This is a genomic window from Tautonia marina (assembly GCF_009177065.1).
Lineage (GTDB): Bacteria > Planctomycetota > Planctomycetia > Isosphaerales > Isosphaeraceae > Tautonia > Tautonia marina.
Map to the genome: position 1 here is coordinate 319,758 of NZ_WEZF01000001.1, position 14,681 is coordinate 334,438.

Annotated in this window: 9 protein-coding genes; 7 read left to right on the top strand and 2 right to left on the bottom strand. The window is 65.8% G+C overall.

What is annotated here, in order from left to right; translation table 11 throughout:
• Positions 1 to 803 precede the first annotated feature (803 nt).
• From GA615_RS01230 to GA615_RS01260, 7 genes are all read left to right on the top strand, one after another.
• Positions 804 to 1,256 (top strand): hypothetical protein, encoded by a 453-nt coding sequence (locus tag GA615_RS01230; RefSeq protein WP_152049434.1) that lies wholly within the window; start codon positions 804 to 806, stop codon positions 1,254 to 1,256.
• A 124-nt stretch (positions 1,257 to 1,380) separates the two neighbouring features.
• Positions 1,381 to 2,607 (top strand): glycosyltransferase, encoded by a 1,227-nt coding sequence (locus GA615_RS01235; RefSeq protein WP_235904968.1) that lies wholly within the window; start codon positions 1,381 to 1,383, stop codon positions 2,605 to 2,607.
• Between the two features lie 77 nt (positions 2,608 to 2,684).
• Positions 2,685 to 2,876: a hypothetical protein gene (locus GA615_RS01240; RefSeq protein ID WP_152049435.1), complete on the top strand. Its 192-nt coding sequence runs from the start codon at positions 2,685 to 2,687 to the stop codon at positions 2,874 to 2,876.
• Between the two features lie 162 nt (positions 2,877 to 3,038).
• Complete coding sequence (locus tag GA615_RS01245) at positions 3,039 to 4,157, top strand: fatty acid desaturase family protein (protein ID WP_152049436.1); 1,119 nt, start codon at positions 3,039 to 3,041, stop codon at positions 4,155 to 4,157.
• Between the two features lie 31 nt (positions 4,158 to 4,188).
• Complete coding sequence (locus tag GA615_RS01250) at positions 4,189 to 5,175, top strand: carbon-nitrogen hydrolase family protein (RefSeq protein ID WP_152049437.1); 987 nt, start codon at positions 4,189 to 4,191, stop codon at positions 5,173 to 5,175.
• Between the two features lie 90 nt (positions 5,176 to 5,265).
• On the top strand, positions 5,266 to 6,048 hold the full coding sequence (locus GA615_RS01255) for a DUF4058 family protein (protein ID WP_152049438.1): 783 nt from the start codon (positions 5,266 to 5,268) through the stop codon (positions 6,046 to 6,048).
• A gap of 61 nt (positions 6,049 to 6,109) precedes the next feature.
• On the top strand, positions 6,110 to 7,969 hold the full coding sequence (locus tag GA615_RS01260) for a hypothetical protein (protein WP_152049439.1): 1,860 nt from the start codon (positions 6,110 to 6,112) through the stop codon (positions 7,967 to 7,969).
• Between the two features lie 78 nt (positions 7,970 to 8,047).
• Here the strand turns inward: GA615_RS01260 and GA615_RS01265 are convergent, their stop codons facing one another.
• Both GA615_RS01265 and GA615_RS01270 read right to left on the bottom strand, forming a co-directional pair.
• Positions 8,048 to 9,430 carry a neutral/alkaline non-lysosomal ceramidase N-terminal domain-containing protein gene (locus tag GA615_RS01265; RefSeq protein ID WP_161602098.1) on the bottom strand — a complete coding sequence of 461 codons (1,383 nt, stop codon included), beginning with the start codon at positions 9,428 to 9,430 and terminating at the stop codon, positions 8,048 to 8,050.
• A 388-nt stretch (positions 9,431 to 9,818) separates the two neighbouring features.
• The gene (locus tag GA615_RS01270) at positions 9,819 to 14,177 is read right to left on the bottom strand and encodes a tetratricopeptide repeat protein (RefSeq protein WP_161602099.1); all 4,359 of its coding nucleotides are present in this window, start codon (positions 14,175 to 14,177) and stop codon (positions 9,819 to 9,821) included.
• Positions 14,178 to 14,681 lie beyond the last annotated feature (504 nt).

The following is a 14,681-nucleotide window of genomic DNA, read 5'->3' on the forward strand; positions in this document are numbered from 1 at the left end:
GCAGGAATCGGACTGCGCCGGGCCCCTCCATCCTCCACCCGCGTGATCGGATTTCCGTCCTCGACCTGCCGCAGACCGATCTCAATGGCCCACGACCATTCACCCTTGAAATTCCCGAAACGAATTGCCTGACGATGACGCAACTTCATCCACAGAAAGCACGAACAGGCAATCCGCCTCGGCACACCCGGGCGCACCGGGCCGCGCACTCCCGGCGCACCGGCTCGTCCGACAGGCCATTCTCGATCATCCGGGGTGGGCTGACGTCAGCGGCGGCCTCGGTACGATCGCTGATCCCTGGAAATCCCGAAACGAACGCACTCTTGATGACGCAACTCCTTGTTTCGCAAGCACAAACGTGCGATTTCTTCCGGCGCACCGGGGCGCACCAAGCTGCCCACTCGCGGCGCACCGAGTGCGCGGACGAGCCCCGGCGGTTGGATCATCCACGGCGGCCCGGCCCGCGTCGAGGGGCCTGGTTCCACTCGATGCCGATTTCCCGAAACGAATCGGCCCGAAATGACGTAACCTTCTCTGGAGAAGGCACAAATCGCTTTCTCTCGCTGGCGTACCGGGGCGCACCGGTCCGCGCATCCGAGGCGCACCGGGCCGCACGAGACGCCCTCGCTCGCGAGACTCGGGCCCGCCCGGCCGACTCCGGAGGCAACGAGTTCGCCCGTCGCCGATCCCCGCGCCCCGGGCCGATCCTCCCGGATTCTGGTTGTCCCCGACGTCTCATCCGATATGATGAGATGACTGACCAGAGACTCGAACCCGCACCCCTCCCGACGCCACGAACGCCCATGATCGCTTGGATGGCTCTGGCCCTGATCGCTGTCGCTCCTCCCGTCGCCCCCGACGAGGCGACCGAGGCGCGGAACGAGACCTTCACCGGAACCGTTCTCCGTCTGACCGACGCCATCGAGCCGCTCGGCGTGACCTCGCCGCAGGGGCCGATTGCCGATCAGGTGGTCCTTCGAGGTGAGGACGGCTCCATCCTGCCCTTGCTCTACAACGTCGGCAGCCGCGCCTTCTTCGAGGACGACCGGCTCCGCGATCGGCCGGCCGAGCTGGTCGTCCGCCGGATCGAGGGCCTCCCGTACCTTCAGGTCCTTTCGGCCAAGATCGCCGACGACTCGGGCGTATTGCGAACGCCCGAGTATTACTGTGACATTTGCACCATCAGCGTCCGCTTCGATCAGCCTTGCCCCTGCTGTCAGGCGCCGATGGAGCTTCGCTTCAAGCCCGAAGACTGAACCGAGCTGCACTGCCGCTCGGTTGGTCCGGTCCGGCCCGAGCCTTGCCCCGCGGCGATGGTCGCCGCAACCGGATTCCGAGTGAGGATCACGTCCCGATTCGTTTTGGAGTTCCTCCCCACCGTTGGCGACAATCGCCAAGGATCGTCCGATGATGAGCGGTGGTAGCCTGGTCTTGATCGCGGCGGCGAGCGTGGCGGTGTTCACCACCCTGGCCTCGTGGCTGTTCCTCGTCCTGATGACCCGCCAGAGCCGTCGTCGGCACCTGCCCGACCACACCCCGCCGGTCTCGATCTACAAGCCGCTGAAGGGGCTCGACGAGGGGCTCGAAGAGAACCTCCGCAGCTTCTTTCAGCTTGATTACCCGACCTATCAACTCCTCTTCTGCGTGGCCGATCCCGAAGACCCGGCCATCGAGGTCGTCCGCCGCCTGCTGGCCGAGTACCCCGACCACGACGCCGAGCTGATCATCGGCTGCTCCGTCTTCGGCCTCAATCCGAAGGTCGAGAGCCTGGCCATGATGGACCGGGTCCGCCGCCACGATGTCATCCTCATCAGCGATTCGAACGTCCGCGTCCGACCCGAGTACCTCCGCGAAACCGCCTGCTATCTGGCCGAGCCCGGCGTCGGCCTGGTCACGAACCTGTTCACCGGCGTCGGCGAGCGCTCCTTCGGCGCCGCCCTGGAGAACCTTCAGCTCAACGGCTTCGTCGCCGGCAATGTCGCCTGGGGCAACGGCATGGGCATGACCTGTGTCGTTGGCAAGTCGATGCTCATTCCCGCCCACGTCCTTGCGGCGATCGGCGGTTTCGCCGGGGTCCGCAACCTCCTGGCCGAAGACCAGGCCATCGGCATGCGGGTCCGACGGGCCGGCTACACGATCCGCCTGAGCCACCACGTCATCGAGAACGTCAACCGCTCCCGGAGCCTCCGCTGGTTCCTGAACCGCCACTCCCGATGGTTCAAGATCCGCCGCCAGATGGCCGGACCGCTGTTCGTGATCGAGCCCCTGGGCAACCTCTCGACCGTTGCCCTGGCCTGGGCCTTCTCCGACGTCTCCGGCATCGCCTGGGGCGGCCTGCTCGCATTGATCAGCCTCGGGATCGTTCGAGACGCCGCGCAGTCGAAGCTCCTCCGCGGCCATACCCCGAGCCTCAAGACTCTGGCCCTGAGCCCGATCAAAGACCTGTTCCTGATGCCGATCTGGTTCGATGCCCTGATCAACCCTCGGGTCATCTGGCGTGGCAACCGTCTGATCGTCGGCCGCTACACCCGGCTCCGCCTGGCCCGCGTCCCCCGACACGTCCACGTCCGCGTTCGGAACATCCGCCGGCTCCGCGCCCGCGGCTGACCCGCACGCCCCCGACCTTCCCGGGCGTCCCCCCCCGATTCCCCTTTGTCCCCCCACCAAAGGAGACACCCCCGACCATGAGTGGCCCGATCGTTCGCAAGTACGGCTTCCCGAACTTCGACAAGATCTTCGGCGCCAAGCCGATCCTCCACGGGGTCGACGACGATCCCAAACCGGAAGCCTCCTCGGAGCAGCCCCCGGCCGACTCCGCCGCCAAGACCGACACCCCCGCCGAGCCGCCGACCGAAGAACGCCGAGCCTCCTCCTGAGCCGCTTCCTTGATTGCCCGTGCAATCCGGTCAACCGGCTCAACTCGGCCGTGCTTGCCTGCCGAAAACGGAATGAGGCAACGGGTCCCTTGATCGTTCAACGTCCGGACCCGAGCCTCATTTCCCTTCCGCCTCGGAAGGCTTGATCGGCAGGAGGCACGGATGAACCGGGAGACCGGCTCGGACTTGACCTGGGACGAGGTTCGCACGCCCCTGCTGGCGATGGCGAAGCCCGACAACCGGACAAACCTCGCCTGCATCGCCCGCGAGTACGCCCTGCTTGTCCTCGCCCTGACCTCCGGATCCGTCGCCTTCTCGGCCTGGTCCGATGGGCGGTTGCCCACGATCGCCTTCCTTCCCATCGCCTCGGCCGTGACTGTCGTCGTCGCCATCGGCCAGCACCGACTCTCGGGCCTGGCACACGAGGCCAGCCACTTCGTCCTCTTTCGCAACCGATTGGCCAACGAACTGGTTTCCGATCTGTTCCTGCTCTTTCCCCTCGTTGCCCTCACCCAGCGCTACCGGGCCGCCCACTGGGGCCACCACCTGTACGTCAACGATCCCGACCGCGATACCGACCTCATCCGTCTGAACCACCCCGAGCCGCACCGCTTCCCCATCGCTCCTTCGGCCTTCTGGAAACGCTACGTGCTGCGGGCCCTCTGGCCCCCCGCGATCCTGCGCTACCTGTTCGGAAGGGCCAGGGCTGCGAACCTCGCCGCCCCGGAAGGATCAGCAGTTCCCTCGGCCGTCTACCGTGCAAGCGTGGCAAGGCGACTCCGCGGTGCATACTGGTTGCTTGTTTTCTCAGGTGTTCATCTTTCTGGAAATTGGCCGACGTTCTTCCTGTTCTGGGTGGTTCCATTGTTGACCGTTTATCCGATGGTGATGCAGCTCCGCGAGATCGCTCACCATGCCAACGCCCCCGACGCCGGAGATCTGACGAACTCCCGTATTTTTCAGGTCCATCCGCTCTTGCGCTTCTGCGTGTTCCCTTACGGACAGGATTTTCACCTGACGCATCATCTGTTCATGAGTGTCCCTCACTTCCAGATTGCGGAGGCCCATGCGTTGCTTCGTCGCTGGCCGCCGTACCGGGATCGGGTCGTGGTGTGCCAGGGGTACTTCTTCCGGCGGAGGGGGACCGAGGGACCATCGCTGCTGGAACTGCTCGCGCAACCGGCTCCGCACCTCACCGGCCCGGCTCAGAACGGGCGATGGCAGCCGACGGAACCCTCCCCGTCCCAGACGACCGCGGAGCCCTGGAGCGAAGCCGCCTGAATCCCAATCAATGCCTGGGGAGGCTGAGGCCATGACCACGATCCGGGCCGCCGTCGTGCAGGCCGCGCCGGTGAGCTTCGACCGCGATCGCTCGATCGATCGAGTCCGTACTCTGGCGGTCGAGGCGGCTGCGAGTGGCGCCTCCCTGATCGTCTTCCCCGAGGCGTTCGTGCCGGGTTACCCCCGAGGGCTCGACTTCGGCGCCCGGATCGGCTGGCGGACCTCCGAGGGCCGCGAGTGGTTCCGCCGCTACTGGGAGGCTTCGGTCGAGATTCCCAGCCCCGCCGCCACGGCCATCGGCGAGGCAGCCCGGCTCGCCTCGGCTCATCTGGTCGTCGGGGTCGTTGAACGCGAGGGCGGCACCCTTTACTGCACCGTCCTGTTTTTCGGGCCGGATGGCCGGCTGCTGGGGAAGCACCGCAAGCTGATGCCGACCGGCTCTGAGCGGCTCGTCTGGGGCTTTGGTGACGGCTCGACCCTGCCGGTCATCGACACCCCCCTCGGCCGTCTGGGCGCGGCGATCTGCTGGGAAAATTACATGCCACTTTTGCGCATGCATCTCTATGCGCAAGGGGTCCAGCTTTACATCGCCCCCACGGCCGACGGCCGCGACACCTGGCTACCGACCATGCAGCATGTCGCCCTCGAAGGGCGATGCTTCGTCCTTTCGTGCAACCAGTTCGCCCGCCGGATCGACTATCCGCAGGACTACCCGATCGAGGGGTTCGAGGAGCCCGAGGCGGTCGTTTCCCGAGGCGGTTCCTGCATTCTTGATCCCCTGGGCCAGGTGCTGGCCGGGCCGGATTTCGATGGTCCCTGCATCCTCGCGGCCGACCTCGATCTGACCCTCATCCCCCGCGCCAGGTACGATTTCGACGTGGTGGGGCACTACGCTCGCCCCGATGTCTTCCGCCTGCTCGTCGATACGAGGCCCAAGCCCCCCGTGGCCCCGGCCGAGCTGGGTGAGTTCACTCCCTCCCCTCCGCTCGACGCCGATCCGGACGATGCGACGGGATGACTGATCGAAGCCTACCTCCCTTTTCACCCTCCAGGACCCATCGTAAACTGGAGTCATCGGGCCTGCTTCCACGACCCAAGGACCGCCACCATGCCCGGCATCTTTCCCGGCGTCGACCCGTATATTGAAGCTCAGGGCCAATGGCCTGATTTTCATGCAAGCTTCATTACGTACTGTCGCGATGCGTTGTTTGACCGGCTTCCGAACAACTATGAGGCCGTGATCGAGGAACAATTTCGGCTTTACGAGTCTGATGACGAACCGCCGTTGCTTGCCAAGCCCGATGTCGCGTTGCTTCGGACAGGAAAACCCCGCGGGGAGGAAGGCGGGGTCGCCGTGGCGGAGCTGATCGAGCCCGTCACGGTGCCGATCGCATCGGTGGAGCGCGAGGATTACCGGCACACCTGGATTGAGATCAGAACCCTTCCGGAACGGTCCCTGGTGGCGGTGGTCGAGTTGCTCTCGCCAACGAATAAGTACGGTCAGGGACGGAATGATTACCTGCGCAAGCGAAGGTCGTATCTTGCTCAGCCTGTTCATCTGATCGAACTGGATTTCCTGCTCGCCGGGCACCGGATGCCGATGGCGGCACCGATGCCGCCGGGCGATTGCTTCGCGGTGGTCGCTCGCTCGGAGCGGAGGCCCGATGCCGAAGTCTATGCCTGGTCGATCCGACGGGCATTGCCGCCAATCCCGATTCCCCTGCGAGCCCCCGATCCCGATGTTCGGCTCGATCTGGCCCCGGTGTACGCCACTGCGTACGATCGGGGACGTTATGCTCGTCGCCTCGACTACACCGCAGCGATTTCGCTTCCCGTGTCCGAACCCGACCGGCAATGGGCAGCCGAACTGACCCGAACCGCCACACAATGATGGGTTTGTTATGAAAATCGTTTTCAATCAAGTTGTAATTGCAATTTCATGCTTTGCGTTGATGGGTTCACCCTCGCCCGCCGTCGATGAGCGGCCGTTTGCGGTCGAGGTCGTGGATGCCGAGACGGGCAGGGGGGTGCCGCTGGTTGAGTTGAAGACGGTCCATCAGATGCGGTTCTTGACTGATAGCGCCGGGATCGCGGTGATCGATGCACCGGAACTGATCGGAATCGAGACGTATTTTTTTGTGTCGAGTCACGGGTATGAATATCCGAGTGACGGCTTCGGCTATCGAGGGGTGCGATTGCAGGTCGAGCCGGGGGCGGTGGCTCGGGTCGAATTGCCGAGGGTGAACATCGCCGAGCGGCTCTACCGGGTGACCGGGGGCGGCATCTACGGCGAGAGCATCCGGATCGGCCGGAAGCCACCGATTGAGGAACCGCTGGTCAACGGGCTGGTCTTCGGACAGGACAGCGTGTTTACCATTCCCTACCGGGGGCGGCTCTGGTGGTTCTGGGGCGATACGAGTCGACCCGGCTACCCCCTTGGGAATTTTCATATGTCGGGTGCGACCACCGACCTGCCGGGAGGCGGGGGAATTGATCCGAATGTTGGGATTAACCTGAAGTATTTTGTCGATGAAAACGGCTTTTCGAGGCCCATGGCGCGGATGCCGGGCGACGGGCCGACCTGGCTTTCCGGTTTCGCCGTGCTGCCCGATGAGGACGGCCGGGAACGGCTCTACGCCGGTTATGCCAAGATCAAACCTCCGCTAACGACCTATGAGCGCGGGATCTGCCGGTTCGACGACGAGACCGAACAGTTTGAACGGGTCGCCGTGTTCTCCGACCCCGAGGGGCTGGCTCCCAATGGCCACGCCGTTCCGATCGACGATCAAACCGGCACCACCTTCCTCCACTTTGCGACCCCCTATCCCCTGGTGCGGGTCGAGGCCCGCCCCGAAGCCATGACCGACGCTTCACGTTATGAAGCGTTCACCTGCCTGGAAGAACGCAACCCGCCTCGCGTGGAACGCGATGAGCAGGGGCGGCCCGTGTATCGCTGGCGGGCCGGCGCGGCCGTGCTGGGACCGAAGGAGCAGGCGGAGTTGATCGAGGCGGGAAGGATGGCCGAAGGTGAGGGGTTGCTCAACCTTCGAGACATCGAGACGGGAGATCCCGTCTTTGCCCATGCGGGGACCGTCTCCCCGAATGCTCATCGAGGTCGTTGGGTGATGATCACCACCCAGCTCTTTGGGCGATCGGTGCTGGGAGAGGTCTGGTATGCCGAGGCCGACTCACCGATCGGCCCCTGGGCGTACGCCCGACGCATTGTGACGCACGACCAGTACAGTTTTTACAACCCCTTGCATCATCGAGCCTTCGACGAGGATGGGGGACGGGTTCTCTTCTTCGAAGGAACGTATACGGAACTGTTTTCCGGAGCGGGGGTAACCACGCCGCGATATGACTACAACCAGATCATGTATCGACTCGATCTGGACGACCCTCGGTTGAATCTTCCCGTCGCCTGGTATCGGGTTCGAGACGCCGAGGGCAGGGAGCGATTCCGGCCGATTGGATCTCTCGGCGAGCGGCCAGGTGAGGGTAGGGTGGCCTTCTTCGCCCTCGACCGTCCGGGGGACGGGACGGTCCCCGTTGTCGAGGTGGACGGCGAGAACGGGATCACCTTGGAAGTCGATGGAGAAGCCGAAGAAACGTTATGCTTTCATGCCTTGCCTGCCGACGCGACCGACCCACCCCCCGGAACGGTCCCGCTGGTTGCGGTGCGGGACGATCAGGGCCGCATCGACGTTCGTGTCGGCGATGAGCCGTTGCCTGACGGTTGGGAACGCCTGGGCGAGCCGATCTGCCGTGTCTGGCTGCGTCCGGGGCCGGAACGGCAACCGCTTTACCCATAACAAAATACCCCTCGGCAGGGGCGAGAACCGACCTGCCGAGGGGCCAAGACATTGAGCCTGGGGAACGTCTTCGCCGCGTTAGTTCTCCGTTGCCAGGAAGGCCGGGGGAAGGAGGTCGCGCACGGCGTCGATGATGATCCCCTCGACACCTGGGGCGAAGCGGGTCGGCTGGCCGTAGAAAATCATCGAGCCGTCAACCTCGTAGCCCCCTTCGTCGAGAAGGCGGTCGGAAGCGATGTAGCACGGGGCATCATTGCTGTACGCGTTGATCCAGAGGCGCTCGGGGTCGGCCACGCGGCGGAGATGCAGGGCATAATCCACCACGACCTCACCGGCGAGGAAGACCATCGCCAGCTCGTCGCCGAAGGCCCAGACCTGCACCGGATAGCCTTCGAGAGCCTCGGGAAGCGATTCGCCCTTGTCGAGCCGCGCGAGCATGGTCCGGGCGTGGAGCCCTTGCTGGTTGGTCTGACCAGCGCGGGCTTGCCAGTCCTCGCGCGAGGGCAGGGGGGCGAAGGGCAGATTCACACGACTCAGTTGAGCATGTGAGACTCCACCGAGAGGAGTCATCTGCGCGTTCAGGACCTTGGAAACGGCCTGGGCAATCGCTTCGCCGTGTGCTCGGGCCTGAGCCCGTTCGCCTCGGGGTTCGGGGTTGGCGTCGGCTCCGCAGCCGATGGCGATCAGAGCGATCGCGCCGGGAAGGTCGCGCTCGATGGCTTCCTGAGCGTCGCCGGCCCAGTCGCCGCAAATCTGGTTGAACTCGCCGGTCAGGGTGGTGCAGTGGCAGGCGTACGAGGCGAGGACGGCGCGGGTCGAGCCGTCGAGGTCGGTCACGCGGATGACGGGCAGCGAATGGTCGGTCGGGCCGTCGGGGTTCACGCCGAAGCCGACCCATTGGCCATCGCGCAGCACGCGGCGATTGGCGGCGAAGTCGGCCGATCCGACTCCCCAGGCGAGTTTGCCCGGCCGGCGATCGGCCAGGGCTTCGAGGGCGACGTTGGTCAGGTGGTCGGTCAGCGTCTCGGTGTACTGGTCGATATGGGCCTGCTCGGTCCGGTTCGGGAATTCGGGAAAGAGAAACGGCGCGACGTTGGTCAGGGCCGGAGCGGTGTGCGTGTGCGAGGCGGAGATGGCCAGGCGATCACGGGCGAGCCCCGAGCGATCAGCCAGGCGCCGCGCGACCTCCGTGGTCATGCGGTCGGGGATGCCGAGATTATCGACCGTGATCAGGACGGCCGGGCCGTCGCCGTCGTCGCCGCCGATGGCCAGCGCCTTGGCCCAGAGGCGTTGATCGACCCCTTCGGATTCGGTCGAGCGGTTGCCGTAGCCGGTCAGGCGAACCGGGCCTTCGGGAGTCACGTCAACCCGGGCGACACCGACCGGGATTTCAGGAGCATCGTCAGGGGAAACTGCGGGGAGCGAGAGTGCCAGAGCCGCAATCAGGGGGGAGAGGATCATGGGCGGGTTCCTCGGTTCCGTCATCAGGGTTGGGACAATGCGCAGGTCTGCACGATACCCGGAACGAGGGAGGGAAGGCTACGAGGTGGGCGCGGAAATCGGTCGGTTGGTCGGTCGGGATCGCTCCGGCTCGGCCGCCGCATTGAAAAGAATGCGTCAATAAAATCGAAAATTCATCAGTTGAATTTCCGGTCAGTCGTCTTGCTCCCTCTCCCCCGAGTCGGGGAGAGGGAGCCGGGAAGATACTTCACGAGATGAATGTGTGGAAAACTTGATCGCAAGAACAAGTTTATGGAAGTTCTTGTGAGTTGTGCGAGTCCTTCAGCTCGGCTCTCTCCGGGATCGTTTGACAGAGGGCCGAGCCGCAACCGAACACGAGGCGTGGTTCTCAGAGGTCCGAGAGTGTGGTGAACGCATCGCGTTCGAAGGGGTCGAGGTCGTCGACGGTGAGGCCGAGTTCCAGGGCCTTGGCGAACGATTCGCGGGCCGCGTCGGGGTCGCCGGCCTGGTCGAGAACGCGGGCGAGGTGGAAGCGGTAGAGGCCGCTGTTGGGCCGCTCACGGACCACCTCGTCGAGGGTCGTTCGGGCCTCGTCGAGCCGATCGAGCCGGAGGAGGATGACGGCTCGGGTGTCGAGCAGTTCGGGGGCCCGAACGTCGAGGGCCGCAAGAGCGCGGTCGATCAGCTCAAGGGCTTCGCCGGGCTGCTCGGCATATTCGCTAAGCGCCCAGGCGAGGTTGTTCAGGTAAACGACGTTGTCCGGCTCGCTCTGGAGCAGTTCGCGGTAGATGCGGATCTCGTCGTCAAACCGGGTCGGGTCGATGCGGCCCTGGAAGTGGCGGAGCATGGCCAGCACCGCCTTGATGGCGGGCAGGTCGTGGCGCGCGGCGGCCTGTTCGATCAGGTCCGAGGCGCGGGCCATCAGCTCCGGCTCGGCCTTCGAGCGATCGACGACGGTCAAGACCCCTCGAACGGCCTGCAAGGCGGCGACCGCGTCGTCGGACTGGATGGCCGGTTCGGCCAGTGCGAGGGCCTCGGGAAAGATGTCTCGGGCGGCAAACCACTGCGAGGGCATCCAGGCAAGGGTCGGGAACCGCTCGGCCAGGTCCCGGCCGACCCGTTCGGTCGGTTCCAGGGTCGAGTCTCCCAGTTGCACGAGACGGCGGAAGGTGGCGGCGGCCGATTCGATCGCGTTGTCGGTCTCGACGGCCTCGAAGTAGGCTCGTTCCAGTTCCTCGGCGACCGACCCGGCCTCGGCTCGCGCTTCGACGAGCCGGAGGTCCAGGTCGGTCAGCTCGTCCGGTGCGGCCGAGAGATTCCGCAGGCGGTCGAGTTGTCGGCCGGCCTCGTCGAGCTGACCGGCGTCGATCAAGGCTCGGGTGTACAGGGCCACGGCGGTGGGGTTGGTGCCGCTGATGGCCGTGACGGCGGCCACCTCGGCGGCGCGATCGGGGCGGTCCATCTGAAGCAAGAGCCGGGCGAGGGTCTCGCGGGCGGCGGCGGTCATCGGGTCGCCGGCCGGCTGGTCGGCGATCAGGGCTTCGAGCCGGCCGACGGCTTCCTCGCGCCGGGAGGCTTCAGGATGCCTCGCCAGCACGATGGCGCGGGCCATCCGATCTTGCGGGGCCTGTGGGTCCGAGGCCGAAGGCTCGGGACCGAGGGCGTCCCACGCGGCCTGCCAGGAATCGGCGTCGGTACTTTGATCGGCCAGGATCAGGGCCTTGAAGCGGGCCGCGGGCCGCGAGTCGGGTTCGAGGCTCAACAGGTGCTCAACCCGTTCCAGGGCCTCTTCGGATCGACCGACCGAGCGATCGAAGCGAGCGGCCAGCAAGAGGGCCAGGGGATCGTCGGGGCGGGCCTCCAGCGCGGCCTGATAGGAGGCATCGGCGGCGTCGAGCTTGCCGATGGCTTCCTGAGCCTGGGCTTCGAGCAGTTCGGGAAAGTCGCTGATGACCAGGCGTTTCATGGAGGCGATCGCCTCCTGGGCCGCCTCGGGCTGACCGCGAGCGGCCAGGTAGCGGATCAAGGCGATCCAGGAGGGGGCGTCGCGGCGGTCGTTGGCCTGGGCGCGGAGCATCTGCTCGACCTGAGCGGTGCGGCCGAGGCGGTCGTACATAGCCATCCGCCAGGCGGCGAACTGAGGGGTGCTGGCCGACGGGCTCTGACCGGCGCGCTCGACGTACTCGGCGGCGAGGTCGAGCCGACCGTTCCGCAGGCAAGCCTCGGCGGCCAGGCGGTCGATCTGAGCGTCAAAGCCGGTCGTGGAGGAGAGTCGAGGTAGGCGGTCAATTTCGTCGAGCCGGTCGAGCCGGACCAGCAGGTCGATCATCGGGGCGAGGGCTCGGCCTTCCCCCTTTTCCCAGGCCGATCGCAGGTCGGCCAGAGCCAGGTCGAAGGAGGCCTCGACCGGATTCGGGTTCGTGTCCAGCTCGCCAAGCTGCCGGTAGGCCAGGCCGCGGAGGTGCAGGGCCGTGGCCAGCTCGGGAGCGAGGCCGGGGTTTTTGTCCGTGCCGTCACCGAGGATCGGGGCGAGGGTGTCGAGCGCCTTGCGGGTCCGGCCGAGCTTGTCAGCTCCGGGAACGCGGAGCAGGAACTCCGCCAGGCCGAGTCGGTAGGGCAGGCCCGGCTGTTCCTGGGGGCCTCGAAGCGCTTGCAGGGCGGCCTCGGCGCCGGGAATGTCGCCGGTGTCAATCGCCAGTTCGAGCTGAGCCAGGAGCGGGATGGCCGAGCCGGGCTGAAGCGTTTGCCAGGCGGCAAAGGCGGCTCGGGCCTCGTCGAACTGGCCTCGGGCGATGTGCATGCGGCCGAGGGCCTGGAGGATCTCGGGCCGCTGGTTGGTCGGCAGGGTGCTGGCGGCCTCGCTCAGCAAGTCGATGGCGTCGCGCCCTCGGCCAAGTTGCGACAGGAGTCGGGCCTGGGTGAGTGTCAAGGCCGGGAGAGTCCCCACCGCTTCGGGGCTTGAGGCACGTTCGAGGACCGCCAGCGCCTCCTCGAATCGGTTCTGCCGAACGAGCAGATCGCTCCAAGTCGTCCAGAAAACGACCTCCTTCGGATGCTCCGCAACGGCCGATTCAAGGCGGGCGAGGGCCTCGTCGGTCTGGCCGTCGATCTGAAGGCGCTGAATCTCAAGCAGGGCGAGGGCAGGATCATCCTTGAGGGCCTCGATCGTCCGGGCGTCGTTCAGGGCAGTTTCGAAGCGGGACCAGGAGCGTCGGCTTGCCGGCAGGGCGGCTTGCTGGGCAAGCAGCGAGCGGAGCAAGGCAACGCGCAGGTCGATCGACTCGGGACTCTCGGCAATGGCATCGCGCAGCTCGGCCAGAGCGCGGTCGGCCCCCTCGGGAACCAGGGCCTGAACGAGGGCAAGCCGCACCTCGGGATTCTCGGGGGCCAGCTCGACGGCGGCGCGCAGGTCGTCGAGGGCGGCGGCCCGCTGGCCGAGCTTCAGCTTGCTGTCGGCCCGCAGCAGCAAGAGGCTGGGCTTCTGCGACGCCATCAGCCCTGGCTCGGCCCGGTTGAACGAGGCGATCGCCTGGTCGTGCTGCCCGGCGGCATGCTGCCACTTGCCGCGGAGCATCTCGTAGCTTGACACCCGCGATTCGCTCACGACCTCGCCGAAGCGCTGAACGAATACGCCGGCCCCGGTCAGGTCGCCGGAGCCGATCAGCACGTTGGCCAGTTGCCAGATCAGGTCCTCGTCCTGCGTTTTCAGGACCGCGTCGCGGAGCCGTTCGATGGCCTGATCGGTGCGTCCCCGGCGCTGGTCGATGCTGGCGCGAATCAACGCGACCTGAGGGAGAGCCTGGTGCAATTCGGAGAGCCGATCGAGGAACGAGCCGGCCTGGTCCAGCTCGTTGCGGGCCAGGGCGTCGCCGGAGGCGGCAAGCATCACCCGCCGAAAGTTCGTGGAATCGTCGTCAGCCTCGGGAATCAGATCGGCGGCGCGGGTCAGGGCCGCCGAGGCAAGTTCGGGCTGATCGGACCCGAGAAAGACGTTGTATCGGACCAGCCACGTGTCGACGGAGTCCGGCGCCTCGCGAACAAGATCGTCCAGCACCTCCTCGGCCTTCTCCGGATTGTTGAGCCTGTCTCGGTAAAGGAGGGCCAGCCGTTCGGCGCTGATCGCGTCGGTCGGGTCCCGTTCGAGGGCGTTGCGATAGGCTTCGATCGCCGGTTCGATCGGCCGGTTCGTGCCCCCGAGACCTTCCCGGGCCAGGCCGAGCAGTCGGTAGGTTTCGGCGTCGTCGGCCCCGCGTCGAATCAGGTCTTCAATCACGGTTTCGGCGTTCGAGGAGAAGTCGTTGGCGACGCTCTCCTCGGCGGTGGCGGCTGGACCGCCGGAGCCGCGAATGTAGAGTTCGGCCAGCCACTTGCGGTTTTGCTGGCGGTCGGAGCCTTCCAGGTTCCCATCCGGATCGAGCCGAAGCAGGCGCTCGTTCTGGCGAATGGCCGCGCGGGAGCGGCTGGTGTCCCCTTGCTCCAGCACGGCCTCCGACAGCAGCCGGGTAAAGCGATCGAGCATCTCGACGTCGTTGGGGTGTTTCTCCAGGAAGCGTTCAAGGTGGCGCATGGCCATCCGAGGCTGGTCCTTCTCTACCAGCGTCTCCGTCTGGCGGATCAACTCGGTTCGGACCCGCTCCCGGAAGATGCCGGCGGCAAAGACCCCGCCAATGACGAGCACCAGCACGATCACGGTCGTGCCGATCACCGCCCTGAGATTGACCCGCTGCGTTGTCCGCGATCGTCCCACCTCGATCTCCTTCATCTCGTGGCGTTGTCAATGCTTGGGGCTGGGCGTCGGGTGCCACCTGGGGCCAAACACCACCGAATCGACTGGACTCATGCCGTCCTCGCTTCGTCGGCGAGAACCACAGGCACCGAGGCACGATTACCGGGCTCGAATCGTCCGTCGGCCCGAACCGATCACGTCCGAGGCGATGGAACGTCACCCCTGCCGTCCGCATCGGCCCAGGATTCGCGGGTGGTTCGCGCTACTCTGTTACGATCGTAGAGCATTCCCGGGACATTGTCTTTTCCCAAATTTCTCAGACAGGGCAGATTCCTCCCCCTCGATCGACGCGATCGGGCCACTCTTCAAGATCCCAGAGCGTTCTCACAGCGATGGAAGAATGGAATGATTGGGGGGATTGGGGTGATTTTTTGAATTCTCGGGGGTTGCGGGGTAGAGTGGAATTGTCGGTCGGAGCGAACGATCGACTCCCGATCGGGACGAACGGAACGACCTCGACCGAGG

Bases quoted from the DNA above. Each gene is read 5' to 3' on its own strand.
- GA615_RS01230 (WP_152049434.1), top strand. From the start codon at position 804: ATGATCGCTTGGATGGCTCTGGCCCTGATCGCTGTCGCTCCTCCCGTC.
- GA615_RS01240 (WP_152049435.1), top strand. From the start codon at position 2,685: ATGAGTGGCCCGATCGTTCGCAAGTACGGCTTCCCGAACTTCGACAAG.
- GA615_RS01245 (WP_152049436.1), top strand. From the start codon at position 3,039: ATGAACCGGGAGACCGGCTCGGACTTGACCTGGGACGAGGTTCGCACG.
- GA615_RS01250 (WP_152049437.1), top strand. From the start codon at position 4,189: ATGACCACGATCCGGGCCGCCGTCGTGCAGGCCGCGCCGGTGAGCTTC.
- GA615_RS01255 (WP_152049438.1), top strand. From the start codon at position 5,266: ATGCCCGGCATCTTTCCCGGCGTCGACCCGTATATTGAAGCTCAGGGC.
- GA615_RS01260 (WP_152049439.1), top strand. From the start codon at position 6,110: ATGGGTTCACCCTCGCCCGCCGTCGATGAGCGGCCGTTTGCGGTCGAG.
- GA615_RS01265 (WP_161602098.1), bottom strand. From the start codon at position 9,430: ATGATCCTCTCCCCCCTGATTGCGGCTCTGGCACTCTCGCTCCCCGCA.